The 24,434-nt window shown below is 72.3% G+C and carries 27 protein-coding genes; 8 read left to right on the top strand and 19 right to left on the bottom strand.

All coding sequences use genetic code 11. The annotated features are described in order from the left end of the window. Positions 1-190: 190 nt before the first annotated feature. A complete protein-coding gene (locus ACYVD5_RS27320) occupies positions 191-523 on the bottom strand; it encodes a hypothetical protein (protein ID WP_461004037.1) in 333 nt (110 codons plus the stop codon). 83 nt (positions 524-606) lie between these two features. Next, entirely contained in the window at positions 607-1,530 is a 924-nt protein-coding gene (locus tag ACYVD5_RS27315; protein WP_461004036.1) for a CRISPR system precrRNA processing endoribonuclease RAMP protein Cas6, read from the bottom strand. 234 nt (positions 1,531-1,764) lie between these two features. Here ACYVD5_RS27315 and ACYVD5_RS27310 point away from each other — a divergent pair, with 234 nt between their 5' ends. Both ACYVD5_RS27310 and ACYVD5_RS27305 read left to right on the top strand, forming a co-directional pair. Further along, on the top strand, positions 1,765-2,058 hold the full coding sequence (locus ACYVD5_RS27310; protein WP_461004035.1) for a hypothetical protein: 294 nt from the start codon (positions 1,765-1,767) through the stop codon (positions 2,056-2,058). A gap of 282 nt (positions 2,059-2,340) precedes the next feature. Beyond that, on the top strand, positions 2,341-3,549 hold the full coding sequence (locus ACYVD5_RS27305; protein WP_461004034.1) for a hypothetical protein: 1,209 nt from the start codon (positions 2,341-2,343) through the stop codon (positions 3,547-3,549). A gap of 42 nt (positions 3,550-3,591) precedes the next feature. On the opposite strand, the gene ACYVD5_RS27300 is transcribed toward ACYVD5_RS27305, so the two are convergent. Then, positions 3,592-3,813, bottom strand: coding sequence for a hypothetical protein (locus ACYVD5_RS27300; RefSeq protein WP_461004033.1), 222 nt, complete (start codon positions 3,811-3,813; stop codon positions 3,592-3,594). A 101-nt stretch (positions 3,814-3,914) separates the two neighbouring features. On the opposite strand from ACYVD5_RS27300, the gene ACYVD5_RS27295 reads away from it, so the two are divergent. From ACYVD5_RS27295 to ACYVD5_RS27285, 3 genes are all read left to right on the top strand, one after another. Next, complete coding sequence (locus ACYVD5_RS27295; RefSeq protein WP_461004032.1) at positions 3,915-4,211, top strand: antitoxin of toxin-antitoxin stability system; 297 nt, start codon at positions 3,915-3,917, stop codon at positions 4,209-4,211. Beyond that, positions 4,208-4,492 carry a type II toxin-antitoxin system RelE family toxin gene (locus ACYVD5_RS27290; RefSeq protein ID WP_461004031.1) on the top strand — a complete coding sequence of 95 codons (285 nt, stop codon included), beginning with the start codon at positions 4,208-4,210 and terminating at the stop codon, positions 4,490-4,492. Before ACYVD5_RS27295 ends, ACYVD5_RS27290 begins: the two co-directional genes overlap by 4 nt. Positions 4,493-4,614: 122 nt before the next feature. After that, entirely contained in the window at positions 4,615-4,917 is a 303-nt protein-coding gene (locus ACYVD5_RS27285; RefSeq protein ID WP_461004153.1) for a hypothetical protein, read from the top strand. Positions 4,918-5,159: 242 nt separating this feature from the next. Here ACYVD5_RS27285 and ACYVD5_RS27280 read toward each other — a convergent pair whose 3' ends face one another. The 7 genes from ACYVD5_RS27280 to ACYVD5_RS27250 form a co-directional block, all read right to left on the bottom strand. Further along, positions 5,160-6,251: a GNAT family N-acetyltransferase gene (locus tag ACYVD5_RS27280; RefSeq protein WP_461004030.1), complete on the bottom strand. Its 1,092-nt coding sequence runs from the start codon at positions 6,249-6,251 to the stop codon at positions 5,160-5,162. 206 nt (positions 6,252-6,457) lie between these two features. Next, entirely contained in the window at positions 6,458-7,735 is a 1,278-nt protein-coding gene (gene hutI, locus ACYVD5_RS27275; protein ID WP_461004029.1) for an imidazolonepropionase, read from the bottom strand. A gap of 133 nt (positions 7,736-7,868) precedes the next feature. Further along, on the bottom strand, positions 7,869-9,290 hold the full coding sequence (locus ACYVD5_RS27270; protein ID WP_461004028.1) for a formimidoylglutamate deiminase: 1,422 nt from the start codon (positions 9,288-9,290) through the stop codon (positions 7,869-7,871). After that, entirely contained in the window at positions 9,287-10,558 is a 1,272-nt protein-coding gene (locus tag ACYVD5_RS27265) for an allantoate amidohydrolase (RefSeq protein WP_461004027.1), read from the bottom strand. The genes ACYVD5_RS27270 and ACYVD5_RS27265 overlap by 4 nt, the downstream gene beginning before the upstream one ends. An 82-nt stretch (positions 10,559-10,640) precedes the next feature. Next, positions 10,641-12,314, bottom strand: a complete 1,674-nt coding sequence (hutU, locus tag ACYVD5_RS27260; protein WP_461004026.1) for a urocanate hydratase — start codon at positions 12,312-12,314, stop codon at positions 10,641-10,643. 25 nt (positions 12,315-12,339) lie between these two features. After that, positions 12,340-13,878: a histidine ammonia-lyase gene (gene hutH, locus ACYVD5_RS27255; protein ID WP_461004025.1), complete on the bottom strand. Its 1,539-nt coding sequence runs from the start codon at positions 13,876-13,878 to the stop codon at positions 12,340-12,342. A 232-nt stretch (positions 13,879-14,110) separates the two neighbouring features. Then, on the bottom strand, positions 14,111-15,097 hold the full coding sequence (locus tag ACYVD5_RS27250; protein ID WP_461004024.1) for a LysR family transcriptional regulator: 987 nt from the start codon (positions 15,095-15,097) through the stop codon (positions 14,111-14,113). 74 nt (positions 15,098-15,171) lie between these two features. Between ACYVD5_RS27250 and ACYVD5_RS27245 the strand changes: the two genes are divergently transcribed. Beyond that, entirely contained in the window at positions 15,172-15,357 is a 186-nt protein-coding gene (locus ACYVD5_RS27245; protein ID WP_461004023.1) for a hypothetical protein, read from the top strand. Positions 15,358-15,387: 30 nt separating this feature from the next. Beyond that, positions 15,388-16,155, top strand: a complete 768-nt coding sequence (locus tag ACYVD5_RS27240; protein ID WP_461004022.1) for an IclR family transcriptional regulator — start codon at positions 15,388-15,390, stop codon at positions 16,153-16,155. A 54-nt stretch (positions 16,156-16,209) separates the two neighbouring features. On the opposite strand, the gene ACYVD5_RS27235 is transcribed toward ACYVD5_RS27240, so the two are convergent. The 7 genes from ACYVD5_RS27235 to ACYVD5_RS27205 all read right to left on the bottom strand — a co-directional run bounded on the left by ACYVD5_RS27235 (position 16,210) and on the right by ACYVD5_RS27205 (position 21,794). Further along, a complete protein-coding gene (locus ACYVD5_RS27235; RefSeq protein WP_461004021.1) occupies positions 16,210-16,581 on the bottom strand; it encodes an RNA polymerase-binding protein RbpA in 372 nt (123 codons plus the stop codon). Positions 16,582-16,722: 141 nt separating this feature from the next. Next, entirely contained in the window at positions 16,723-16,962 is a 240-nt protein-coding gene (secG, locus tag ACYVD5_RS27230) for a preprotein translocase subunit SecG (RefSeq protein WP_461004020.1), read from the bottom strand. Between the two features lie 332 nt (positions 16,963-17,294). After that, a complete protein-coding gene (gene tpiA / locus ACYVD5_RS27225) occupies positions 17,295-18,077 on the bottom strand; it encodes a triose-phosphate isomerase (protein ID WP_461004019.1) in 783 nt (260 codons plus the stop codon). A gap of 66 nt (positions 18,078-18,143) precedes the next feature. Further along, positions 18,144-19,331, bottom strand: coding sequence for a phosphoglycerate kinase (locus ACYVD5_RS27220; protein ID WP_461004018.1), 1,188 nt, complete (start codon positions 19,329-19,331; stop codon positions 18,144-18,146). A 120-nt stretch (positions 19,332-19,451) separates the two neighbouring features. Then, a complete protein-coding gene (gap, locus tag ACYVD5_RS27215) occupies positions 19,452-20,456 on the bottom strand; it encodes a type I glyceraldehyde-3-phosphate dehydrogenase (protein WP_461004017.1) in 1,005 nt (334 codons plus the stop codon). Between the two features lie 379 nt (positions 20,457-20,835). After that, a complete protein-coding gene (locus ACYVD5_RS27210; protein WP_461004016.1) occupies positions 20,836-21,015 on the bottom strand; it encodes a DUF397 domain-containing protein in 180 nt (59 codons plus the stop codon). A 2-nt stretch (positions 21,016-21,017) separates the two neighbouring features. After that, a complete protein-coding gene (locus tag ACYVD5_RS27205) occupies positions 21,018-21,794 on the bottom strand; it encodes a helix-turn-helix domain-containing protein (RefSeq protein ID WP_461004015.1) in 777 nt (258 codons plus the stop codon). A 97-nt stretch (positions 21,795-21,891) separates the two neighbouring features. Here ACYVD5_RS27205 and ACYVD5_RS27200 point away from each other — a divergent pair, with 97 nt between their 5' ends. After that, entirely contained in the window at positions 21,892-22,155 is a 264-nt protein-coding gene (locus tag ACYVD5_RS27200; protein ID WP_461004014.1) for a hypothetical protein, read from the top strand. 486 nt (positions 22,156-22,641) lie between these two features. Here the strand turns inward: ACYVD5_RS27200 and whiA are convergent, their stop codons facing one another. Together whiA and ACYVD5_RS27190 are read right to left on the bottom strand one after the other, a co-directional pair. After that, positions 22,642-23,622, bottom strand: a complete 981-nt coding sequence (whiA, locus tag ACYVD5_RS27195) for a DNA-binding protein WhiA (protein WP_461004152.1) — start codon at positions 23,620-23,622, stop codon at positions 22,642-22,644. 363 nt (positions 23,623-23,985) lie between these two features. Next, positions 23,986-24,336 carry a DUF488 domain-containing protein gene (locus tag ACYVD5_RS27190; protein ID WP_461004151.1) on the bottom strand — a complete coding sequence of 117 codons (351 nt, stop codon included), beginning with the start codon at positions 24,334-24,336 and terminating at the stop codon, positions 23,986-23,988. Positions 24,337-24,434: the final 98 nt, after the last annotated feature.

Below are 24,434 nucleotides of genomic sequence, written 5' to 3'. Positions count from 1 at the left end.
ATCTGGCTCGCCTGCGGACACCCGCGCCAGCCCGACCCCGGCAGACGGAATGGCTGGCCCAGGCGCCGGGCCCTGCCCGCGCGCCGCACCGGCACGGGCGGTTCCGGCACCCGAGGGCGCAACCGCGCCCTGGGGCCGGATCCGCCCGGTCCGGCCCCCGCCGGCACCGCCGCGCTTGCCCGCGCGGTGTTCAGCCGCTGCGGCGGCCCAGCGCCTTGCAGCCGACAATCGTGCCGTCGGAGGATCGGACCAGGTCGGTGGGCACTAGTAGGTCGTTGCGTTCGGGATGGGCCAGGGCGACCGCAGCCGAGACGATGTACCACACCCCGATGGCCGGAGCGGGCAGCAGCGCCCTGCCGTAGTCCTCGGAGAACACCGGGATGCCCCCGATACGGCCGATCTCGCAGCGGTCGACGGCCACGCGTACCGGCTTGGACGCCGCGGGGCAGCGGACGACGACACGGTCATCGGAATCGAAGATCGTCACCTCGTGCGGTGTCAGGTTGACCAGCGGAACACGCATTCTTCCCTCTCAACATCCCGGGCCGGCCGAGCGCACCGGGCAGACCCGGCATGCTGCGCGGCAGCCGCCCCCGGCGCCCGGGGTCAGTCGAACAGCAACCCGTCAAATTCCTGTTCCTGAATCTCCGTGTGCACCGGACGCGGAGACCTCGGCCGCCGGCGGTCGCGGGTGTGCGGGCGCCGCCGGCCGGCTGCCGCGTCTTCGCCGGCCGTGAGCGTGTCCACGCGCAGCGCACCGAACCCCTGCGCCGTGTACTTGCCCACCCCGGCCAACTCGATGAGTTCCAGCAGTGCGCCGAAATCCGCGAGGCGGCGGCCGTCGCTGCCGCGGGGCAGCGCCAGCCGCAGACCGCCCTCCCAGCCCAACACAGTGCGCCCGGCGGGGCCGGGATGTTCGGTGGCGCGGATGGGTGCGGTGTCGTCGGGCATCCGGCGCAGCCGGGCGGTGACCTCGTCGATGCGGCGCAGCCAGGGTTCGGCGACCTCGCGCGGCGCGAAACGGGCCGCGGCGCCCACCGCGCCGCTACCGCTGAGCCGGCCGGAAGGGGTGCGGTGGACCACGCCGAACAGCAGCCGCGGCCCCGGCCAGGCCTGGAAGCTGTCCTCGCCGTCGTAGTTGCGGGCCAGGCTCACCACCGGGCTCAGCGTGTGCAGCGCCGCCGTGCCGGTGACCGGGCGGGGGTCGGTGAGGATTGCGGTGTAGTCGCGCGTGTGCACGTCGGTGACCGAAAGCGGCTCCAGGAGGTGGTCGCCCACGCGCTGCACGCGGCCGATGAGGTCGGCGGGATCGGTTTCGGGCGGTTGGTCGTCCAACCAGGTCAGCGACCATACCCACAGCCGGTCGGCCAGCGGCTGGGGCCAGCCGTTCATGGCCCACTTTTTGGCCGCGCCGTGCTCGGTTCCGGGCTGGGGCCACCAGGTGTTCAACAGCCCGTGGCAGTCAACGGCGCGCACGGGCCGGGCGGCGTCGGCGTGGTCACGCAGCACCAGCGTCCAGCGTCGCGGCATCGTCGTCACTCCCCCTTTGTCGCCGAGCTGGCTCGGCCGTCGTGGCGCCTCCGGATCGGGCCGGAGCACCCATAGCTCTCGGACAGCAGCGGTCCTGCCCGGCCCGGCCGCGGCGCCCGCCGCAACCGGGGCCCGCGCGGATCGCGCAACGGCCGTCCGAGAGGTGTCGGCACACCGACCGCCGACCCGGGCAACGGCGCAACGCGCACGCGAGAAGGACGGAGCCGCCCGCGCATGAGTCCCGCAGACGACCACCCCGACCCGCAGAAACGCGGCGCGCCGCCGCCGCGCCCCGATGTCTGGCTCGACGCTTACGTGCACCACCGCCTGGCGGCGCTCGACCCCGACCTCGACGGCGTCCAAGACCCCGACCCCGACCCCGATCCCGGCAGCGGCCCCGACCCGGGCGGCGCCCGCGTCCCCCCCGAGCCGCCGCCCCCGGTCCCCGAGGTCACCGCCGAGGAACTGGCCGAACACCTGGCGCACCTGGCCGAGCACTACCGGCGGCGCCAGGAGCGCGGGCACTGACCGGCGCGGCGGCATACACCGGGGCACACACCGAGCGGCACGTACCGGCCCGCTGCGGATCCGGTCCGGCGGGTGCCGGCGGGCGCTGAAACCCCTACCATGCCTTGACTCCAAGCGGGCGCGGGTTCTAGTTTCGTAATGACCACGCGCGTCGCCAGGGCGGCGCTAGCAGCGCCAGCCGACGTGGGTGTGTCGCCAGGCGCAGCCGTCTTTCTTCTATGCACTTTCCCGGAGGAGCTGGGGAAGAGCCTCAGCCCCGTGCCCACGGGGAGAAGAAGGATCTTGAGCACGCGCTGCCTGTTCACGGACCTTTTCGGTTCGACCGCATTCCTGAACGCCATGACCCGCGCCTTCGGCTGCGGCCGCTGCGAGCCCGCACGCCGGCAGAACACGCCCGAAACCCTGCAGACCTGCGACCGCCACGCCGCGCAGTTCGACTCCGCGCTGAGCCTGCTGAGCGAACACTGCCCCTGCGAGCGCCACGGCGGCCCCGCGGACTCCAAGATCACCGCCCGTATGACCGAGGTCCACGCGGCGCTGGAGGCCGGCGAAAGCCCGCCGGCCAAGGTACGCCGCCTGGTCTTCGCGCTGCGCGACACCGAAACCGACCGCGCGTTCTCGCGGCTGCGGCTGGTGTTCCCCCAATGGTCCGGCAGTACGCTGCGTTGCGCGTTCTCCGAGCGTCCGCGGCGCTGGGCGCGCCAGCGGTCGGTGTCGGACCACGTGGCGCCCGGCGTCGTCGAGCAGGAGGCCCTGGCCGCCCTGGTGCTGGCGGCGGGTTTCGGCCACCCGGCGGTCGACCTGCCCGATGAGCAGCCCGACGAACCCGCCGACCCCGCGCTGCCGGGCGACCACGGGTTCACTCAGGAGTCGGGAGCGGTCCCGGTGGCCGACCGCGCCGGCCGAGCCGTGGCGGTGTGCCGCGAACGCCCGCTGGTGTCGGTGCCCACGGCCGAGTACATCCTGCGCAAGCTGCACGAACTCGCCGAGGGGGTCGACCCGGCACGCGCCCGCACCGCCGACGAACTGCGGCGGGTGGGCCTCGCCGAGACATTGCCGGGCATGCGGGCCCACGACCTCGCCCGCATCCTCACCGAGGTACTGCGCCGGCTCGCCGAGAAACTGCCCGAGCACTTCGAGTTGCTGGAGCGGGCCCGCGGCCGGGCGCGCAGCGCCCCCTACCGCCCGGTGGCCGACCCCGCGCCCGCTCCCGCCGCGGCACAACCGCCCGAGCGGGTGCATCCGGAGTCGCTGTCGGAGCCGGAGCGCGACTGGCTGCGCCGCACCGCCTGGACCCTGGTGGCCCAGGCCCGGCGCAACCCGGTCTACTACGCCACCAACCCCGTGGCGGCCCTGGACCGGTTCCTCGACACCCACCTGCGCACCAACCCCGACGAGGTCCCCGCCGCCTGGGCCAAAGCCACCCACGACAACGACACCCGCGCCGACCTGCTGGAGACCTTGGTGGACCTGGTGGCGACCGTGGAGTGAGCCGGGCGGCCCGGAAGGCACGGGGGGTGGGCCACCCGCAGCTCAACGTTCCGGGTCCGCCGATCCCGCTTCCTTCTCGGCCTGATGACGCCGCAACCAGCCCTCGTAGTCCCACAGCGTTGCGAGTTCCGAATAATGTTCAAGGGCGAGAACCCGTCGTTGACGCTGTGTGTATTCACCCAGCACCGCAGCGTCCATGTCGACCCGCGCGGCCCACATCTGGGCATCCATCGATGACTCGTTACCGCCTGCGGCATTGGTCACTGGACACTCACTTTCCGTAGCTGTCGATACCACGTCCGGCTCCCGCGACACACCTTGTTCGTATTACGCCAACTTGGCCAAGATGGCGATATACTTTCGCCATGAGCATACGGACGCAGAACGCCTCCCAGCCACAGGAACTCTCCGTTGCACAAGCCCGCGACCATTTCTCGGACAGAGTCAACAGGGCAGCCTTTGGCGGCGAGGTCACCTATGTGACCCGCGGACACAAGCACGAGCCCGCCGCCGCCATCGTTCCGATGTCACTGATCGAAGAATACGAGGAGCTGATGGACGCGCGGGACGCGCGGATCGCCGATGAGCGGCTCGAAGCCGTCCGCGCGGGGCACGAGGAGCTCATCCCGGCCACCCAGGTTGCCGAGGAGCTCGGTCTGTGAGCTCTGACCCCCAAGCCTCCTACCTGGTCTCTTACACCAATCAAGCCAGGAAGGAACTGTCGAACCTGGAAAAGGCGACCGCACGCCGCATCCACAGCGCCGTACTGAACCTGGCTGAAGACCCTCGGCCAACTGGCTGCCGCAAGCTGAAGAACCGCACCGACTACTGGCGCATACGTATTGGCAGCTACCGGGTTCTGTACAGTATCGACGACCACCGTGTGCTCGTTGTGGTCATATCGGTCGGCCACCGCCGCGAGGTCTACCGCGACCGCGACTAGGTTCAGCGCAGGCACCTGCGCCGGCGGATGGCGCTCACCTTCGGATTACACCCTTCGTACAGGTGTATGATTCCCCAGCGAGTACGTGCACGCACACCCACTACCGAAGGGAACTCATCGTCGTGGTCACAGAGGTCTTCACGCGTAAGTATTGCGACCCCCACGCCCTGAGGGAGGAGAAGGTCGAGGCGACCGACGTTCTCCAGTTCGCCTGGGAGGGCACCCTCCGCGAAGTCGACGCCTGCGACGAGTGCAAGAAGGAGTACGAGACCCGCTTCGAGGCGCTGGTCGACTACTCCCAGCCGGTGAAGAAGCGCCGCACCACCAAGAAGACCGCCGAGTCCAAGACCGGCGCGGCCTCCTCCGGCGACGTCTCCGCCTCTTCGGACGGCTCTGAGGACTCCGAGGGCGCAGAGGACAACTGACATCCCTGCTTTCCGCCCGGCTCGCGGCGGGGCGCCGCCCCGCTGCGAGCGGGCCGGGTGCGGCGGCAAGCGTGACGGGGCGGCGGCGCACGACCACTGCGCCGCCGCCCCCACTGCGCGCCCGCGCCGGGACATGACGAACGGAGGAGGTCGGCGCCCCATTTCGCCGGCCTCCCCCGCCGTTTCCCAGGAAAGCTCATCCGCCCGGTCCGGCCGGGCGCACCGCGCGGTACGGCCCCGCGTCAGCCGCCGGCCGCACCCGGTTCGGTCATCAGGCTCGCCAACCGGCCCGTGCGCCGGGCGGGAACCGCACCGGCCACCGGAAGCCGGGCCTGGACCACGCCGTCGCGCGCCGGGCCGATCGCGGCGCCCATCCGCCGCATGATGCGCTGCATCGCCCGGTTGCCGGCCACGGTCTCCGCGCGGACCTCGGCCAGGCCCCAGTCGGCGGCGACCGCGGTCAGCGCGCGGGCGAGCGCGGTGCCCGCGCCCTGCTGCTGCCAGGAGTCCTCCACGAGGAACGCGATCTCCCCTACCCCGGGGTCGAGGGTGTACATCAGGTGGGCCAGCGCGACCGGCTCTGCACCGCCCAGCGGCCGCGCGAGCAGGGTCAGCCCCCGTTCGGGGTCGCAGAACAGGCCGAGCATGCGCGGAGACAGCCGCCGCATGCTGGAGAAGTAGCGGCCCCGGGTGGTCTCCGGCGAACAGCGGGCGTGCAGCCGCTGGATGGCCTCGGCATCGGCCGCCGTTGCCTGGCGCACGTCCAGGCCGGTTCCGCGGTGCGTGGTGATCGCGCCGTCGGTGGGCGCCGGCCCTGTCGGCGGCAGCACCGAACGCACCAGGGCATCGGCGCGGGCCGTTTCGGTCCAGGTGAAGGGCTGGTCGGGTCTGCGCAGCCGCACGCCCCGCAGCGGGCCCACGGGCACCACCAGCGTGGTCTCGGGCTCCTCGGGAAACTCCGGCACCGAACGGGTGGGGTTGGTCCAGCGGGCGTCGTCGGCGAGCAGCAGTTCGCCGAGTGCCTCCGGCAGCCGGTTGGGTGCGCTGCGCAGCCGGGTGGTCAGCAGCAGCGCCTTGGTGACATCGTCGCCGACCTCCCGCGGCAGTGCGGGCACGGCGTTGACCGAGTCGGTGACACTGCGCCGCGCGACCTCGCGCAGCAGAGTGTGGTGCTCGCCGGGCACATCGACGACGAACTCGTCGACCACTCCGGCGGCGTCGGCGTGGATCGACAGGCCCACGATGTTGCCGCCCTGGGCCGCCATGGCGTCGACCAGCCCGGCGAGTTGGCCGGGGCGGTCGGCGACGACGGTGCGGATGCGCCACAGGCTCATGCGGTCCCCTTTGCTGGTTCGCGCGCCCGCCGGGAGGCGGCGGCTGCCTTCGGGCGGTGCGCTGACTCCTCTCCAGGATGGGCGTAGTCGGTTTCGGGCGTGCTACGCCGAAGTAAGGTCCGCTGACACATCCGTCGGCGGCCCGGCAGTGCCGCCGCCGCGCCGCCGCGGTGCCGCTGCGGCGCACTGCGGCACCGCGGCCGGGCTCAGGGCCGGCCGGCGACGAGTTCGCCGTCCTTCCACACCGCGGCGGCCATCGGCACACCGGGTCGGTAGGCGAGGTACACCGGGTTGGGCGCGTCCAGCAGCACCATGTCGGCGCGTGCGCCCGGCGCGAGGTGGCCCACATCGGTGCGCCGCAGCGCGGCGGCTCCGCCCGCGGTGGCCGCCCGCAGCGCCTCCTCCGGTGTCAGGTGCATCTCGCGGACGGCGAGCGCGATGCACAGCGCCATGCTGGAACTGAAGCAGGATCCGGGGTTGCAGTCGCCGGCCAGCGCGATCCGGGCGCCGGCGTCGACCAGGGCGCGCGCGTCGGGGTAGGGCTGGCGGGTGCAGAAGTCCACCCCCGGCAGCAGGGTCGCCACGGTCGCCTCCGGTTGCGCGGCGGATTCGGCCAGCGCGGCGATGTCGCCGTCCGAGAGGTGGGTGCAGTGGTCCACCGACGCCGCTCCGGCTTCCACGGCCACCTGCACGCCGGGGCCAGGGCCGAGCTGGTTGCCGTGCACCCGCGGCTGCAGCCCGTACCTGCGGCCGGCCTGCAGGATCTGGCGCGCCTGGTGCTCGTCGAAGGCGCCGCGTTCGCAGAACACGTCGATCCAGCGGGCGTGCGGCGCGCAGGCCTCCAGCATTGCGCCGGTCACCAGGTCCACGTAGCCGCCGGGATCGCCGGCGTACTCCGGCGGCACGATGTGCGCACCGAGGAACGTGGTCTCGCCGGTCAGCCGCGCGGCGACACGCAGGGCGCGTTCCTCGTCGGCGACACTCAGCCCGTACCCGGACTTGATCTCGATGGTGGTGGTGCCCTGGGCGCGGGCCTCGCGCAGCAGGCGGGTGGCGTTGTCCAGCAGGTCGGTGTCGGAGGCGGCGCGGGTGGCGGCAACGGTGGTGCCTATACCGCCTGCCTCGTAGGGCCGCCCGCTCATCCGGGCGCCGAACTCCCGGCTGCGGTCGCCTGCGAAGACCAGGTGGGAGTGGCTGTCGACGAAGCCGGGGATGACGCACCGCCCGGCCGCCTCCACCCGCACGTCGGCGGCAGGTGCCTGCGCACGCGGGCCGCACCAGGCCACCCGGCCGGATTCCACGACCAGTGCGGCGTCGGCGATCTCGCCGAGCGGCCCGGTGCCGAGCCCGGGATCATTGGTGGCGAGGACGGCGATGCCGTCCACCAGTACCGAGGAGACCGGTGGAACGGCGGCCGCCGCCGGTCCTGCGGTTTCTGCGGCTTCTGCGGTTCCTTCGGGTCCTGCGGGGTCGGCCGTGTTCATCGGCGGCGCGGCACCGGAGGCGCCGCATCCCTCCTTTCAGCAACGGAAACAGGGCAGGCATACTGCACTGCCGGCGCCACCCGCACCAACGGCGGTGCCGGCGCGGCGGGCCGCCCGCACGGGCGCCGCGGGGTCAACCGGCCAGCTCCGCGATCGCGGCGCCCATGCGGGCGGCGGCGTCGGGAATGGCGGTGTGCACTCCGTCGCGGACGATCCAGCGGCCGTCGGCCATCACGTGGCGCACGTCGGCGGCCGTTGCGGCGAAGACCGCGGCGTCGGCGGCGCGGGCAGGGTCGAATCCGGCCAGGCGGATGCTGTCGGCGGCGAGGTTGACCAGGTCGGCGCGGGCGCCGGGGGCGATGCGCCCGGCCGCGCCGCCGGGGCCGGTGCCGTCGCCCCAGCCCAGCGCCGCGTGGCCGCCGGTGTGCAGCGCCTGCAGCAGGCGGTGCGCGGGCAGGTTGCCGCGGCGGCCGGTGCGCAGGCGCTCGTGGGCTTCGGCGCCGCGGGCCTCCTCGAACATGTCGATGGCGGAGTGCCCGTCGCTGCCCAGCGACAACGGGGCGCCCGCCAGGTGCTCCAGCGCGCACAGGCCGTCGGCGAGGTCGCGTTCGGTGGTGGGGCACAGGCACAGGCCGGCGCCGGCCGCGCGGACCAGGGCGGAGTCGGCGGCGGTGAGGTGGGTGGCGTGTACCAGCACGGGGCGCAGCGCAGCCAGGAAACCGGTTTCGTCGAGCAGCCGCGCAGGGGTGCGCCCGTAGGCCGCCAGGCAGGCGGTGTTCTCGGCGGGCTGCTCGGCGAGGTGGATGTGGGTTGCTGCCCAGTCGCTGCCGGGGCCCAGCAGCGCGATGCGGGCGAGGTCGGCGCGGGGCACCGCCCGGACCGAGTGCGCCGCCGCGCCGATGCGGACGGGGCCGCCGGAGCGCAGCTCGGCGACGCGCTCGGCCCAGGCGTCGGCGCCGCCGTCGCCGAACCGCAGCTGGACGCCATCCAGCGGCTCGTGTCCGCCCTCAGGGTGCAAGCCGCCGGCCAGGTAGCAGGTGTCCAGCAGCGTGATGCGGATCCCGGCGTCGGCCGCCGCCGCGATCAGGGCCCGGCCCATGGCGTTGGGTTCGCTGTAGCGGGCGCCGCCGGCGGCGTGGTGCAGGTAGTGGAACTCGCCCACGCAGGTGATCCCGGCCAGGGCCATCTCCGCGTAGACCGCGCGGGCCAGACGGTGGTAGGAGTCGGGTTCCAGGCGTTCGGCAATGCGGTACATCTGCTTGCGCCAGGTCCAGAAACTGCCGCCGTCCTCGCCGGTGCGTGCGCGCAGTGCGCGGTGGAAGGCGTGGGAGTGCGCGTCGGCCAGCCCGGCGATCGTCAGCCCGTGCAGCCGCTCGGCGCCGCTGGGCGGGGATGTGCGGGGGGTGGCGGCGGTGATGGTGCCGCCACTGACCTCGACCAGCACGCCGGGCGTTGCGGCGGCGCCCGCGGCGGCGTCCAGCAGTGCCCATTCGCACCAGTACCGCTGCGGGCGCGCGGCAGCCGCTGCACCGCCCGCCTCGCTGGCGGTGCTCACAGCGCGTTCCCTTCGCGGGCGGGACCGGCGTCGGCCAGGTCGACCAGGACGGCGGTGAGCGCGGCGACTCCGGCCCGGCAGTCGGCCGAGCTCGCCGACTCCTGCGGCGCATGCGAGATTCCGGTGCGGTTGCGTACGAACAGCATCGCCGCCGGCACGGCCGCGGCCAGGATCCCGGCGTCGTGGCCGGCTCCGGTGGGCAGCATCGGGACGGTGCCGTCCCCGCCGGCCACGCGGTCGGCGATGCGGGCGCGCAGTCGGCGGTCGAACTCCACCACCGGCGACTTGGACTCCAGGAACGTGGTCACGGTGACACCGTGCTCGGCTGCGGAGCGGCGCGCCGCCGTGTCGATCCCGTCGACCACCGCGCGCAGGGCGGCCTCATCGGCGGCGCGGGCGTCCAGCCAGGCGCGCACCCGCGAGGGCACGGCGTTGGTGCCGTTGGGTGAGATGTGCACCTTGCCGACGGTGGCCAGCGCGCCGTTGTCCTCGGCGATGCGGCGCGCGGCCAGCACGGCCGCGGCAAAGGGCAGCATGGGATCGCTGCGGTCGGCCAGCCTGGTGGTGCCGGCGTGGTCGGCCTGTCCGGCGAGGTCCAGCCGCCACCGCCCGTGCGGCCACACCGCCGACGCCGCGCCTACCGGGTGGCCGGTGTCGGCGAGGGCGCGGCCCTGTTCGATGTGCAGTTCCACGAACGCGCCGATGCGGTCGAGCAGGTCGGGGTCGGGACCCATGCGTTCGGGGTCGATCCCGGCCCGCTGCATGGCCGCGGCCCAACTGACCCCCTCAGCGTCGGTGAGCCCGGCGGCCCGCTCGGGGGTGATGGCGCCGGTCAGCAGCCGGCTGCCCAGGCACGGCACGCCGAACCGGGCGCCCTCCTCCTCGACGAACACCGCGACCGCGAAGGGGCGCCGGGGCCGCAGGCCGCGCTGCTGCATCCGGTCGACCGCCGCTAGAGCGCCGACCACGCCCAGCGGGCCGTCGTAGGCACCGCCGTCGGGCACCGAGTCCAGGTGGGAGCCGGTGACCACGGCTTCGGGTCCGGGCTCGCCCCACCATGCCCACAGGTTGCCGTTGCGGTCGGTTTCGACGTCGAGCCCGCGGGCGCGGGCGGCGGCGGTGAACCAGGCGCGCACCTCGGTATCGGCCGGACCCCAGGAGTACCTGCGGTATCCGCCTGTGGTGCGGTTGCGCCCCAGCGGGGCGAGCTGTGCCCACAGCTCGTCGAAGTGCCCGCTTTCTGCGTTGTCGTCGCGGCCATCGCTCATCCGCGGTTGCGCCCCTCTCGCCGTGGCCGTGGTGCCGTGGTGCCGTGCCGCACCGGCCGGTGCTGCGGGTCGTTGCTGCTGCTTACCGCCCTTCGCGCATGGGCAGGCGGATGCCGTGCTCTTGGGCTGTCGCCCCGGCCTGGCCATACCCTGCGTCGGCGTGGCGGATCACCCCGGTGGCGGGGTCGTTGGCCAAGACCCGTTCGAGCTTGCGTGCGGCCAGTGCACTGCCGTCGGCCACGCAGACCTGGCCGGCGTGCAGGGACCGGCCCATGCCGACTCCGCCGCCGTGGTGGATGGATACCCAGGAGGCGCCCGAAGCGGTGTTGACCAGCGCGTTGAGCAGCGGCCAGTCGGCGATCGCGTCCGAGCCGTCGGCCATGGCCTCGGTTTCGCGGTAGGGCGAGGCCACCGACCCGGTGTCGAGGTGGTCGCGGCCGATGGCCAGGGGCGCCGAGATTTCGCCGGAGGCCACCAGTTCGTTGAACCGCAGCCCGGCCGCCGCGCGCTCGCCCTGGCCCAGCCAGCAGATCCGCGCCGGGAGGCCCTGGTAGGAGATCCGTTCGCCGGCCATGCGGATCCAGCGGGCCAGGTGGGCGTCGCCGCCGAACAGTTCGAGCACGGCGCGGTCGGTGCGGGCGATGTCGGCGGGGTCGCCGGATAGCGCGGCCCAGCGGAACGGGCCCTTGCCGGCGCAGAACAGCGGGCGGATGTAGGCGGGTACGAATCCGGGGAAGTCGAAGGCGCGGGCGTAGCCGGCGGTGCGGGCCTCGCCGCGGATGGAGTTGCCGTAGTCGAACACCTCGGCGCCGGCGTCGGCGAACCCGACCATGGCAGCCACGTGCGCGGCCATGGATTCGCGTGCGCGGCCGGTGAGTTCCGCGGGCGCGCGGGCGGCGTACTCTGCCCAGTCGGCGATGTCGATACCGCTGGGCAGGTAGGCGAGCGGGTCGTGCGCGGAGGTCTGGTCGGTGACGATGTCGGCGGGCGCGCCGCGGCGCAGCAGCTCGGGCAGGATGTCGGCGGCGTTGCCCAGTACGCCGATGGAGACCGCCCGCCGCTGGTCGCGCGCCCGCTGCGCCAGGCGCAGCGCCTCGTCGAGGCTGTCGGCGCGGGTGTCGAGGTAGCCCTGGGCGATGCGGCGTTCGATGCGGCTGGGGTCGCACTCGACCACCAGCGCGGCACCGTCGTTCATGGTCACCGCCAGCGGTTGGGCACCGCCCATGCCGCCGAGCCCGGCGGTGAGGGTGAGCGTGCCCGCCAGACTGCCGCCGAAGCGATTGGCGGCCACGGCCCCGAAGGTCTCGTAAGTGCCCTGCAGGATGCCCTGGGTGCCGATGTAAATCCACGAGCCGGCGGTCATCTGGCCGTACATGGTCAGGCCGAGCGCCTCCAGACGGCGGAACTCCTCCCAGTTCGCCCAGTCGCCGACGAGGTTGCTGTTGGCGATGAGTACACGCGGCGCCCATTCGTGGGTGCGCAGCACACCTGCGGGACGGCCGGACTGCACCAGCAGTGTCTCGTCGTCGCCGAGTTCGCGCAGCACGTTGGTGATGCGCTCGAAGCTCGCCCAGTCGCGGGCGGCCCGGCCGCTGCCGCCGTAGACGACGAGGCGGTCGGGGTGCTCGGCCACATCAGGGTCGAGATTGTTGTGCAGCATGCGCAGGGCGGCTTCCTGGGCCCAGCCCCGTGCCGAGCGCACGGTGCCGCGCGGCGCGCGCACGCTCGGCGCCGCGGGTCCGGTTGTGCTGGTCATCGCGGTCCCTACCTTCTTCCTGGTGTCAGGCGAGCGGGGTGGTGGCGGCAGCAGCGGCGCGTATCGACCCGTCGCCGATGAGTTCGGCGGCGGCGGCGATCTCGGGGGCCAGGTGGCGGTCGGGTCCGGGGCCCGGCACCCGGGTGCGCAGCACGTCGCGCACGGCGGCGGTGGCGGGTGCGGGTTCCAAGGGTGCGCGCAGGTCGAGCGCGCGAGCGGCGGTGACCAGTTCGACGGCCAGCACGTTGGTGAGCGCTTCGACGGCGCGGCGCAGTTTGCGGGCGGCCGACCAGCCCATGGAGACGTGGTCCTCCTGCATGGCCGAACTGGGGATGGAGTCGACGCTGGCGGGCGCGGCCAGGCGTTTGAGTTCGGAGACCAGCGCGGCCTGGGTGTACTGGGCGATCATGTGCCCGGAGTCGACGCCGGGGTCGTCGGCGAGGAACGCGGGCAGGCCGTGGGAGCGGGCCACGTCGAGCATGCGGTCGGTGCGGCGTTCGGCGATGGAGGCGAGGTCGGCGACGGCGATGGCCAGGAAGTCCAGCACGTAGCCGACGGGTGCGCCGTGGAAGTTGCCGTTGGATTCCACCCGCCCGTCCTCCAGCACAACGGGGTTGTCGATGACGGCGGCCAGTTCGCGGTGGGCGACGGTTTCGGCGTGGGCGAGGGTGTCGCGTACGGCCCCGGCGACCTGGGGTGCGCAGCGCAGCGAGTAGGCGTCCTGCACGCGGGGGCAGTCGGGGCCGCTGTGGGAGGCGACGATGGGCGAGCCGGCCAGCAGCGCGCGCATGTTGGCCGCGGAGGCCGCCTGGCCGGGGTGAGGGCGCAGGTCCTGCAGGTCGGCGGCGAAGACCCGGTCGGTGCCCAGCAGCGCCTCGACGCTCATCGCGGCGGTGATGTCGGCGGCGCGGACCAGTTCGGCGATGTCGGCGCAGGCCATCAGCAGCATGCCGAGCATGCCGTCGGTGCCGTTGATCAGGGCGAGGCCCTCTTTGGCTGCGAGTTGGAGCGGCCGCAGTCCGGCCGCGCGCAGCGCCTCGGCGGCTTCGCGCACTTCGCCGCCGGAGTCGTGCACCTGCCCCTCCCCCATCAGCGCCAGCGCGACGTGGGACAGCGGGGCCAGGTCACCCGAGCAGCCCAGGCTGCCGTACTCGTGCACGACCGGCGTGATACCGGCGTTGAGCAGCCCGGCCAATGCCTCGGCGGTTTCCACCCGCACGCCGGTACCGCCGCTCGCCAGTGTGCGCAACCGCAGCAGCATGAGGGCCCGCACCACTTCCCGCTCCACCCCGGCGCCGGCACCTGCGGCGTGGGAGCGGATGAGGGAAGCCTGCAGCCGGGCGCGCAGGTCGGTGGCGATGTGCCGGGTGGCCAGCGCGCCGAACCCGGTGCTGACCCCGTAGGCGGGGTCGGGGCCGGCGGCCAGGGCGTCGACGCGTTTGCGCCCTGCGGCGATTGCGGCGCGCGCGTCGCCGGTCAGGTACACGGGGGCGTTGCGGCGGGCCGCGGCGATGACGTCGGCTGGGGCGAGCGTTGCGGGGCCGATACCGATCGGGGTGGACATAACCCCATTGCACGCCGCCCCCGGCCCGCTAAGCGAGCCCCCGCGCCAAGGTTGTGTCCGGGATTTCAGACGCTGTGCGGGCGGCCCCCGCCGCAGGCGCGCGCCGGATCCTGCCGAACAGGTTGCCCCCGCCGCCGGCGAGGAGGCCCTGCAGCAGGGGCGGGCGATGCGACGAGCCTGCAGAAATGCCAGAAAATCAAAGGGAGCTGAGACGGGCATTTCTGCATGATCATCACCGGGCACCCGACGCGCCGATTGCGGCGGGCCGGGCCGAGGCGACCGGCCCATCCGGCACGGCCGGTTCGGCGGTGGCGGCCGACTCGGCTGCGATGTCGCGCAGCGCCGCGAGCCCGCGCGCGACGGCGGGGTGCTCGCCGCTGCCGCTGCGCACCGCGGTGAGGATGGAGCGCGAGGGCGCCGCGGCGCCGTGCAACCGGACCCGGGCCACGGGGTAATCGGTCGCGATGGGCAGCAGCCGGGGCACCAGGGCCACGCCCATGCCGTAGGCGACCAGTGCGGTGGCGCCCACCCAGTCGGTGGCGCGGTGGGCGATGCGCGGGGTGAACCCGGCGGCGGCGCAGGCCACCTGCACTATCCAGGAGTGGTTGCAGGAGGTGTCGGCGGTGATCCAGTCGTCCAGGGCGGTATCGGCCAGTTCCACACCGCTGCGCGCGGCCAGCGGGTGGTCGGCCGGCACCAGCAGGTCCTGGGGGTCGTCCATCAGCACGCGCTGTTCGAAGCGGCGGTCGTCGGCCGGCGGGTAGCCGGGGTCGGGCACGAACACGGCAAGGTCGGCATCGCCGCCCAGCAGCATGTCGAAGCACGCACCGGTTTCGGCCTGCAGCACCGACACGGCCAGGCCGGGATGGCTGCGGCGCAGGCGCGCGGCCGCCGGCGCCAGCAGGGTCGCCACGCCCGTGGGGTAACCGACCATGCGCAGCGGTCCGGCCTCGCCCTCGGAGTGGTGGGCGAGGTCGGAGACGGCGCGTTCCCAGCGCGTGCTCAGCGCGTCGGCGTGGTCGAGCAGCACGTGGGCGGCCGAGGTCAGCCGCACCCGGCGCCCTTCGGGCTCCAGCAGGGTGACGCCGAGTTCGCGGGCGAGCTGGCGGATCTGCTGGGAGACCGCCGAAGGGGTCAGGTGCAGGGCTTCGGCCGCACCCGTGACCGTGCCGTGGTGGTAGACCGCTCGCAGGACCCGCAACCGCCGAAGGTCGATCATGTAGGTAATGCTACACGGTTTCCTGAAAAAAGTTCAGATGGACATGAACTGACGGCGAGCACCAGACTGGTCGCATGGAACATCGCACGAGCACGGATGCGGTCTGCCCCGACTGCGGGTGGCCGGAGGCCGAGATCTACCAAGTGGTCTCGCGGCATTTCACCTCGACTGGAATGGTGCTTTACACCCGGTGCGCCTGCGGGCGCCTGCAGGTCCGCTCGCTGAGCGTGCCGGGCGCGCACCGGCCCGCTTCCTGCTGAGCGCGGGGCGGTACGTGCCACAATCTGCGGATGAGCCATGTCCCGGCGGCCACTCGGGCGCTGCGGCTGCTGCGCTTCCTTGCGTCGCGGCCGGGACCGGTTTCGGCCGCGGCCGCGGCGGCGGAGCTGGGGGTGCCGCGTTCCAGCGTCTACCAACTGCTTGAGGCGATGGCCGAGGAGGGCTTCGTCATCCACCTGCCCGAGGAACGCAGGTGGGGGCTTGGCGTGGCGGCGTTCGAGGTGGGCTCGGCCTACCTGCGCCACGTTCCACTGGAGCGGTTGGCCCGGCCCCTGCTGCGGCGGCTCGTCGACGAGACCGGCGCCACCGCGCACCTGGGCGTGCTGCACGGCGCCGACACGCTGTATCTGCTCAAGGAGCAGCCGCGGCACGCTCCCCCGCTCGTCACCGGGGTGGGGGTGCGGCTGCCGGCGCACCTGACGGCCTCGGGTCGCGCACTGCTGGCGCAGCTGCCCCGCGCCCAGGTGCGCGCCGTCTACCCCGACGCGCAAGCTTTTTCGGACCGTACCGGGCGTGGACCGAAAACCCCGGGTGAGCTGCGCGAGGTACTCGCCCGCGAGCGCCGCGCAGGGCATTCGGTCGAAGAGGGGCAGGTGACCGAGGGGTTCTCCTCGGTGGCCGCGGCCGCATTCGACCACAACGCCGCACCGGCGGCGGCCATCAGCCTCACCGTGCCCAGCGCGCGGCCGGTGACCGAGGGGGCGCTGGCCTCGGGAGCGCGCGGCGCCGCCGCCGAACTGACCCGGCGGCTGAACGGCCGCCGCCCCGAGCCGCCGTAGGAAAACCGGCGCACCGGAGCGGCGCGAGTCCGCCTGCAGCAGCCTGGTTGCCGCCTAGTTGGCGTTGGCCTTGATGTAGGCCTCGATTTCGGCCCGGTCGGCGCGCAGCTTGGCGAGGGCCTCATCGAGGATGAGCCGCCCCTCCTCCTCGCTGCGCCGCTCCTTCACGTAGGCCAGGTGGGTCTTGTAGGGCTCCGTGCGCGGCGGCGCCGGGGGGTTCTGCGGGTCCTTGCCCGCCGGGAACCCGCAGCGGGGGCAGTCCCACTCTTCGGGGACCGCGGCCTCGTGCGCGAAGCTCGGCACGGTCTCGTGCTTGTTGGCGCAGTAGAACGGAACCCGGACGCGCGGCGCGGACTCGCCGCGCTCGGCCTCGCCCATCGGGCCGGCACCGACGCGGCTGCCACGGATGGCGCTGCCACTACCCACGGAAATCTCCTTCGTCGGACAACACGCCCCGGCTAAGGGGAAACTGGAAAGCAGGCCGCACAGCGGGGCGGTACGGCGCAGGGGAGCCCGCGCAGCCAAGCGCGGGTGGAACGGGGGTTCGCAAGGGGCCGGGGCCCCGGGCTACGCGCCGCCGCTCTGGAGCATCAGCCCGAGGACCACGACGGCGACGATCCACACCAGGGCGGTGGCGACCGTCAGCCGGTCGAGGTTGCGTTCGACCACAGAGGACCCGCCCAGGGAGGACGTGACGCCGCCCCCGAACAGGTCGGAGAGGCCGCCGCCTTTGCCCTTGTGCAGCAGCACCATGAGGACCAGCAGCACGCTGCAGAGCATCACGAGGATGGACAGACCGAGGATCACACGCTCACCCGTAACTCGACCCCGAGTGGGGGGAATTGACGACTTGGGTCCCGGGACCGCTCACTGGTCGGCTGAGCCGGATCGGCGAGGCGGATTCAGGAGGGACCGAGGACACTGCTTGGATTCTACCGTGTGCCCTTGGGGACACATGCCGCCTTACACGGCGGGCTCTGCGCATTCTAACCCGCTTGCGGCCCCAGCGCGTTCGTTTCGGCCGCCGAAGCGGCCCCGGCAGCGGCAAACCGGCATCAACCGGACAGCCCTGCGGGTGGTCCGCAACCCACCGCAACCGGCAAGGGCCGACCGGTGGCGCACCGGCCGGCCCCGCCCGCTCACTCCCGGCCGAGCCGGGCCAGCTTGACGAACTCCTCGGGCTTGAGGCTCGCGCCGCCCACGAGGGCGCCGTCGACGTCGTCCTTGTCCATGATGCCGCCGATGTTGTCGGCCTTGACCGACCCCCCGTAGAGGATGCGGGCCGCAGCGGCCACCTCGCCGGAGTACAGCTCGCCCAGCCGCCCGCGCAGCGCGTGGCAGACCTCCTGGGCGTCCTCGGGCGTGGCGACCTCGCCGGTACCGATCGCCCAGACCGGCTCGTAGGCGACGACCAGCCGCGCGGCCTGCTCGGCGGTGATGTCCTTGAGCGCCCCGTCCAGCTGCGCGAGCGTGTGGGGCACCTGCTCGCCGGCCTTGCGCACGTCCAGGCCCTCGCCCAGGCACAGGATCGGCGTGATGTCGGCGGCGAAGGCGGCCTTCACCTTCGCGTTGACGACCGCGTCGTCCTCCTGGTGGTACTCGCGGCGCTCGGAGTGGCCCGCCAGCGCATAGGTGCAACCCAGCTTGGCGAGCATGGCGCCGGAGATCTCGCCGGTGTAGGCGCCCTTCTCGTGCGCCGAGATGTCCTGGGCGCCGTACCCGATCTTCAGCTTGTCGCCATCGACGAGCGTCTGCACGCTGCGCAGGTTCGTGAACGGCGGAAGCACGACGACCTCGGCGGAGTCGAAGTCGGAGTCGTTCAGCGCGAACGCGAGCTTCTGCACCAGCGCGATCGCTTCGAGGTGGTTGTTGTTCAGCTTCCAGTTGCCCGCGATCAGCGGCTTGCGCGTGGGCTGTGCCATGTTGTCTTCGTCTTCCTTGGCTGCCGGAAATGCGCCGGCGGCCGCGCTCGGCCGCCGGCGCGGGGGTCAGTCGTCCAGTGCCTCGATACCGGGCAGCGTCTTGCCCTCAAGGTACTCCAGGCTGGCGCCGCCACCGGTGGAAATGTGGCCGAACGCCGCCTCGTCGAAGCCCAGGGCGCGCACCGCCGCAGCGGAGTCGCCCCCGCCCACCACGCTGAAAGCGCCGGAGTCCAGCAGCGCCTGGGCCAGCGCGCGGGTGCCGTGGGAGTAGGGCTCCATCTCGAACACGCCCATCGGCCCGTTCCAGAACACGGTGCGCGCATCGGCGACCTTGGCGGCGAACAACTCGCGGCTCTTGGGCCCGATGTCCAGGCCCATGCGGTCGGCGGGAATGGAATCGGCATCGGCCGGGCCGTGCGGCGCATCAGCGGAGAACGACTCCGCCGCCACCACGTCGACCGGGAGCACGATCTCCACGCCCTGCCGCTGCGCCCGCTCCAGGTACTCGCGCACGGTGCCGAGCTGGTCCTCCTCCAGGAGACTAGAGCCGACCTCGTAGCCCTTGGCCTTGAGGAAGGTGAAGACCATGCCGCCGCCGATGAGGATGCGGTCGGCGGTACCCAGCAGGTTGTCGATGACACCGAGCTTGTCGGAGACCTTGGAACCGCCCAGCACCACCGCGTAGGGGCGGGCGGGGTCACCGGTTAGGGTGCGCAGCACCTCCACCTCGGCCAGCACCAAGCCGCCCACCGCGTGCGGCAGCCGGTTGGGCAGGTCGAAGACGCTGGCGTGCTTGCGGTGCACCGCACCGAAACCGTCGCCGACGTAGATGTCGGCCAACGCGGCCAGGCGGTCGGCGAACTCGCCGCGCTCGGCGTCGTCCTTGCTGGTCTCGCCGGGCTCGAAGCGCAGGTTCTCGACAACGGCGACCCCGCCGTCGGACAGCGCGGAGACGGTCGCGCGAGCGGACTCCCCGGCGGTATCGGTCGCGAAGGCGACCTCGGTGCCCAGCAGCTCACCCAGGCGCGCGGCAACCGGGCGCAGGGAGAAGGCGGGGTCGGGGGCGCCCTTGGGGCGGCCCAGGTGCGCGGCCACCACTACGCGGGCGCCGCGCTCGCGCAGTTTTTCGATGGTGGGCACGCTGGCGCGGATCCGGCCGTCGTCGGTGATGCGGTCACCGTCGAGGGGCACGTTGAGATCCGTCCGGACGAACACGCGCTTGCCGGAGACGTCGAAGTCGTCGATCGTGCGCATGGGGCTCTCCTTCCGCAGGATGAGGCCGTGCTGAAGCGGGGCGCGGCGCCGCGGTGCGCCCGGCCTTGCGGGCCGGGGGCACCGCGGCGGCGCCGGCACGGCTGGGTTCGTCCGGTTAGGTCACAGACGCGAGCCGACCAGCTTGGCCACGTCCACGAGGCGGCTGGAGTAGCCCCACTCGTTGTCGTACCAACCGATGATCTTGACCGTGTTGCCGAACGCCATGGTCAGGCTGGAGTCGAAGGTGCAGGAGGCGGGGGTGCCCACGATGTCGGAGGAGACGATCGGGTCCTCGGTGTAGGTGAGCACCTGCTTCAGCTCGCCCTCGGAGGCGGCCTTGAACGCGGCGTTGACCTCGTCGGCGGTGACCTCGCGCTCAAGCTCGACAACGAGGTCGGTGACCGAGCCGTCCGGGACGGGAACCCGCATCGCGATGCCGTCGAGCTTGCCCTGCAGCTCCGGCAGCACCAGGGAGGTGGCCTTGGCCGCACCCGTGGTGGTCGGGATGATGTTCTGGCCGGCGGCGCGGGCGCGGCGCAGATCCTTGTGCGGGAAGTCCAGGATGACCTGGTCGTTGGTGTACGCGTGGGTCGTGGTCATCAGACCCTTGACGATGCCGAAGTTGTCCAGCAGCGTCTTGGCCATCGGTGCCACGCAGTTCGTGGTGCACGAGGCGTTGGACAGGATGTGGTGCTGGGCGGGGTCGTACTTGTCGTCGTTGACGCCCATGACGACGGTGAGGTCCTCACCCTTGGCCGGGGCCGAGATGATGACCTTCTTGGCGCCGGCGTCGATGTGCTTCTGGGCGTCCTCGGCCTTGGTGAACCGGCCGGTCGACTCGATGACGACGTCGACGCCCAGTTCGGCCCAGGGCAGCTTGGCCGGGTCGCGCTCCTCAAGGGTCTTCACCGACGCGTTGCCGACCCGGATGCTGTCGGTGCCGACCTCGACGTCACCCTCGAGCGTGCCCAGCACGGTGTCGTACTTGAGCAGGTGGGCGAGCGTGGCGTTGTCGGTGAGGTCGTTGACCGCGACGATCTCGACCTCGCTGCCGGCGGCCTGGGCCGCGCGCCAGAAGTTGCGGCCGATGCGGCCGAAACCGTTCACGCCTACACGGATGGTCACGGTAACCAAACTCCTCACGTGTTAGTGGGTACTGCGGTACTGCCTCACGGCCGGCGCAACAGGGCCGGACCGCGGAAGATGAGCGCCGGATCGCACTCCCGAGCCTATCGCTCCACCCCAGGGTGGACCGCCCGCGGCCTTCATTCGGAACGGGGGCCGGAGCGGCGGCGCCCGGACCATGCTCGCACCGCGGAGAGCGAGAGGTCTAGACCATTTTCGGAAGTTTTCCGGTTCTCGTTACCGGTCACAGAAGAGCACACCGGAGGTTGGGTGGGAGGGCGGAAGCTCCGGGCGGGCGAGCGCGACTGCACACACAACGACGGCCTCCCGCATGAAGGGACCGCGGGAGGCCGTCAGGGTCTCCGGATCGAGGCGGCTGCTAAAGGTCGCCGATCCCGCCGAGGAACGCACGCCATTCATCGACGGGGAACGAAAGATGCCCGAGTTCGCGGTGCTGGGTATCGCGGACGTCGACTGACTTGGCGGTCTCCCGGGTCTCGACACAGTGACTACCGCTGTCCGAGTAGGACGACTTGTGGAACCCATCCGCAGACCACATCACTACGCCAACATCCCTTCGAGCAACTTCACGGTGTGGGTTTCCGGGAGAGCGCGGGCCAGCGCGTCCCGGATGACTCCGTCTATCCTTGCAGTTTGCGACGCCGTGTCGTACACCAGGTTGCCGTTGCCATGGTCGCTGGCGGCAACCACCGTGCCGTCCTTCAACCGGTACATGTGGACCGCCGAGGTCACCGACAGCAGCAACGTCCCGTCGGGCACGATGTGAACGGATGCCCGCTCCCGATGGGCAAGCGACAGTAGCGCCTTGGCCTGATCAACTCTGACGCGTTCGGGCACCCACTTCAGAGCAATCTCTGGGAAGACCGCGGTTACGAACGGATCGTTGCTGCGGGTCAGGCGCTCGTATCGCTCGACGCGCAACTGAGCGAGCTTGTCCAACTCCTCGGCGCTCGCCGCCGGTCGCCCCGCACGGAACACCTCGCGCGCGAATGCGAAGCTCTGCACAAGGCCCGGCACCGTCGACAAGGCAACGGTGTCGATGGAGACCGCCTTGTCCTCCAGTGCACCGACAGCGCGCATCCACGGGGGCAACCGGGAGCCCGATGTCTCGGTTTCCCACGCTCTCAACAGGCGGCCACCGGCTTTCAAGACGTCATCCAGCCGCTCGACGTCGGCGCGCTTCGGGGCGATGGTTCCCGATTCCCATCGCGACAGCGAAGAGGCGGAACCGCCTATCCGAGTGGCCAACTGCCGCTGCGTGAGTCCGGCCAGTTCGCGTAGTTTTGCGAGGTTCGAACCGAATCCCGTTTCATTCACACGCCAATTTTATGCACGGACGTGCACACGGAACCATCCCGGTACAGGAAGGTTCCCCTTGCTATGAAACCTCGCCGATCACAGCAATCGTTTTCCCATGGGCGAGATGGAAATCCTAGAAATGATCACGGCGGAGGCCCGCAGGCGCAGGGTGTCACTCATGCGGGGACGCGGCTACTGCGTTGTCATCGCCGGAACCCCCGTAACCGCGACGGACAACCTCGCGTCATTCCCGACGTCCACCGGGGCGACTCGGCACGTGGCGGTGATCGACGATATGGGGGCCGCGAAGGTCGTGGACCTCGTCGTCGCCGACGCCGATCCTGCGCTGGTGTTCGCCAGGAAGCGAGCGCGGATGTGACCGCCTCCCGTCGGCGCCGCACGCCGCGGGTGCGCCCCTACGTGCGGCTCCTCATCCCGGACCGGCCGGCACCCGGAATCAGCGAGACCTGCGAGAGCACCGCATGTGCCGGGACGCCGCCCCACATGCCCGCTCTCCCACCGGGGTAAGCCCGCCCCGCCGCCGTCGCCGACCCTCCGCTTCGCGGCGACCGGCGAAAGGGGATGCCCGTATTGGAGCCAGGCGGGCGTCCCCAGGGCACCCCGTGACGGTTATGTCGGGTTCCGAGGCGGTGTTCGGCGGCGATCATGCTGTAATGCCCGGATCCGGCGCGCTGGATCTGGGCAATTCCGCATGATCGTTTGGCCAGGCCGCCCGCCCGGACCTACCGGCGCCGTTGCCGCTGCATTCGAGTCCAGGCCGCCGGAGGGCCGACCGCGGACAAGGCCGCTCAGCGGACCCGGACCGGCTCCGGCTCGTCCTCCGGCCCCGGCCCCGCCCCGGGCGTCAGGGCACCAGCATGTCGGCCGTCAGGTTGGCGTCGGTGCCCGCGATGCCGAGGTCGCAGGCGCGTTTGTCGGCCATCGCGAGGAGGCGGCGGATGCGCCCGGCGATCGCGTCCTTGGTCAGTGGCGGCGAGGAGAGCTGACCCAGCTCCTCCAGCGATGCCTGCTTGTGGGCCAGGCGGAGCTGCCCGGCGGCGACCAGGTGGTCGGGGGCCTCCTCGCCGAGGATCTCCAGGGCCCGCTCGACCCGGGCGCCCGCGGCGACCGCTGCGCGGGCGCTGCGCCGCAGGTTGGCGTCGTCGAAGTTGGCCAGCCGGTTGGCGGTCGCGCGGACCTCGCGGCGCATCCGGCGCTCCTCCCAGGCCAGCACGCTCTCGTGCGCCCCGAGCATGGTCAGCAGCGCGCCGATGGAGTCGCCGTCGCGCACCACCACCCGGTCGACACCGCGCACCTCCCGCGCCTTGCCCTGCACCTTCAGCCGCCGTGCCGCACCCACCAGTGCGAGCGCGGCCTCAGGGCCGGGGCAGGTGACCTCCAGCGCCATCGAGCGGCCGGGCTCGGTCAGCGATCCGTGGGCGATGAAGGCGCCGCGCCAAGCGGACTCGGCGTCGCAGGCCCCTCCGGCGACCACGTGCCGGGGCAGGCCGCGGACCGGGCGCCCGTTGTTGTCGACCAGGCCGGTCTGGCGGGCGAGGCTCTCGCCGTCCTTGATGACCCGCACGACGTAGCGGTTGCCCTTGCGCAGCCCGCTGGGGGCCAGCACGACCACCTCGGACTCATGGCCGAAGACCTCGGAGATGTCCTTGCGCAGGCGCCGCGCAGCGGCACCGGTGTCGAGTTCGGCCTCGATGACGATGCGGCCGCTGACCAGGTGCAGGCCGCCGGTAAAACGCAGGATCGTGGAGACCTCGGCCTTGCGGCAACATGGCTTGAGAACGGTCAGCCGGCTCAATTCGTCCTTCACCACGCCGGTCATCGCCATGGACGCCGTCCCCTCGCACTCGTACTCCACATGCCTCGTGCGGCTCAGCGGCCGCATCCCCATTGTCGAGACTACTGAACGCACGCGACTTGGCCACGCCCCTGGCCGCGTGTCCAAAGTCCCTGCTCGATCCGGCGAGTCGTGATTTCCGTTCCGTGCCGATCTCTGCCGATAGGCGCACCGCCGCAGGGGCGGCGCCGGCCGGGGCAGGACCTTGCGGAGCGTCCGAACGTGCCGAACCTGGTTCCCCAGCGGACCTTGCCGAAGAGGGCCGAAGAGATTTCCCATACCCGCCGCCGCGGCGCTTACGCCCGGCCGGGGCGGCGCACCGGCCGGGCGGGGCAACCCGCCGGATCCGGCTCCTTAGCCGTCTTCCAGCAGGTAGTCGCGCAGCACGACGGCGTGGTTGTGCTCGGTGTCGCGGGCGCCGTAGAGGAGGGTGACCGGTCCTTCGGCGAGAGCGTCGCGAATAGGGCGCAGGGCGTCGGGGTTGGCGTCGAGTTCGGCGCGGTAGTGCCCGGCGAACTCCTCCCAGCGGCCGCTGGGGTCGGCGTGCAGCCAGCGGCGCAGTTCGCTGCTGGGGGCGGCGTCCTGCAGCCACTCGTCGTAGTGCACGGAGTCTTTGCGGACGCCGCGCGGCCACAGCCGGTCGACCAGGAACACGCGTCCGGGCGGTTCCTGGCCGAGGATGTCGCGAACACGGACGAGGCGGATGCGGTCGTCGTGCTGGTTGCCCTGATTGCCCTGGTTGCCCACGTCGGGTGACTGCCCGCCGACGGGGCCGGTCAACCCCCCGCACCGCGCATTGCGCC

This window comes from Streptomonospora sediminis, from assembly GCF_054778995.1.
The sequence above is the reverse complement of the archived record's forward strand: the minus strand, read 5'-3'. Positions and strand labels throughout refer to the sequence as shown.

What these genes read in the sequence shown, in the direction of transcription:
- ACYVD5_RS27320 (WP_461004037.1), bottom strand. Translation starts at nt 523, where the DNA reads ATGCGTGTTCCGCTGGTCAACCTGACACCGCACGAGGTGACGATCTTC.
- hutI (WP_461004029.1), bottom strand. Translation starts at nt 7,735, where the DNA reads ATGAACACGGCCGACCCCGCAGGACCCGAAGGAACCGCAGAAGCCGCA.
- ACYVD5_RS27245 (WP_461004023.1), top strand. Translation starts at nt 15,172, where the DNA reads ATGGAACATCGCACGAGCACGGATGCGGTCTGCCCCGACTGCGGGTGG.
- ACYVD5_RS27310 (WP_461004035.1), top strand. Translation starts at nt 1,765, where the DNA reads ATGAGTCCCGCAGACGACCACCCCGACCCGCAGAAACGCGGCGCGCCG.
- ACYVD5_RS27220 (WP_461004018.1), bottom strand. Translation starts at nt 19,331, where the DNA reads ATGCGCACGATCGACGACTTCGACGTCTCCGGCAAGCGCGTGTTCGTC.
- ACYVD5_RS27210 (WP_461004016.1), bottom strand. Translation starts at nt 21,015, where the DNA reads ATGTGGTCTGCGGATGGGTTCCACAAGTCGTCCTACTCGGACAGCGGT.
- ACYVD5_RS27315 (WP_461004036.1), bottom strand. Translation starts at nt 1,530, where the DNA reads ATGCCGCGACGCTGGACGCTGGTGCTGCGTGACCACGCCGACGCCGCC.
- ACYVD5_RS27265 (WP_461004027.1), bottom strand. Translation starts at nt 10,558, where the DNA reads ATGAGCGATGGCCGCGACGACAACGCAGAAAGCGGGCACTTCGACGAG.
- tpiA (WP_461004019.1), bottom strand. Translation starts at nt 18,077, where the DNA reads ATGGCACAGCCCACGCGCAAGCCGCTGATCGCGGGCAACTGGAAGCTG.
- whiA (WP_461004152.1), bottom strand. Translation starts at nt 23,622, where the DNA reads ATGGCGATGACCGGCGTGGTGAAGGACGAATTGAGCCGGCTGACCGTT.
- ACYVD5_RS27240 (WP_461004022.1), top strand. Translation starts at nt 15,388, where the DNA reads ATGAGCCATGTCCCGGCGGCCACTCGGGCGCTGCGGCTGCTGCGCTTC.
- ACYVD5_RS27200 (WP_461004014.1), top strand. Translation starts at nt 21,892, where the DNA reads ATGGGCGAGATGGAAATCCTAGAAATGATCACGGCGGAGGCCCGCAGG.
- hutU (WP_461004026.1), bottom strand. Translation starts at nt 12,314, where the DNA reads ATGACCAGCACAACCGGACCCGCGGCGCCGAGCGTGCGCGCGCCGCGC.
- ACYVD5_RS27280 (WP_461004030.1), bottom strand. Translation starts at nt 6,251, where the DNA reads ATGAGCCTGTGGCGCATCCGCACCGTCGTCGCCGACCGCCCCGGCCAA.
- ACYVD5_RS27250 (WP_461004024.1), bottom strand. Translation starts at nt 15,097, where the DNA reads ATGATCGACCTTCGGCGGTTGCGGGTCCTGCGAGCGGTCTACCACCAC.
- hutH (WP_461004025.1), bottom strand. Translation starts at nt 13,878, where the DNA reads ATGTCCACCCCGATCGGTATCGGCCCCGCAACGCTCGCCCCAGCCGAC.
- ACYVD5_RS27295 (WP_461004032.1), top strand. Translation starts at nt 3,915, where the DNA reads ATGAGCATACGGACGCAGAACGCCTCCCAGCCACAGGAACTCTCCGTT.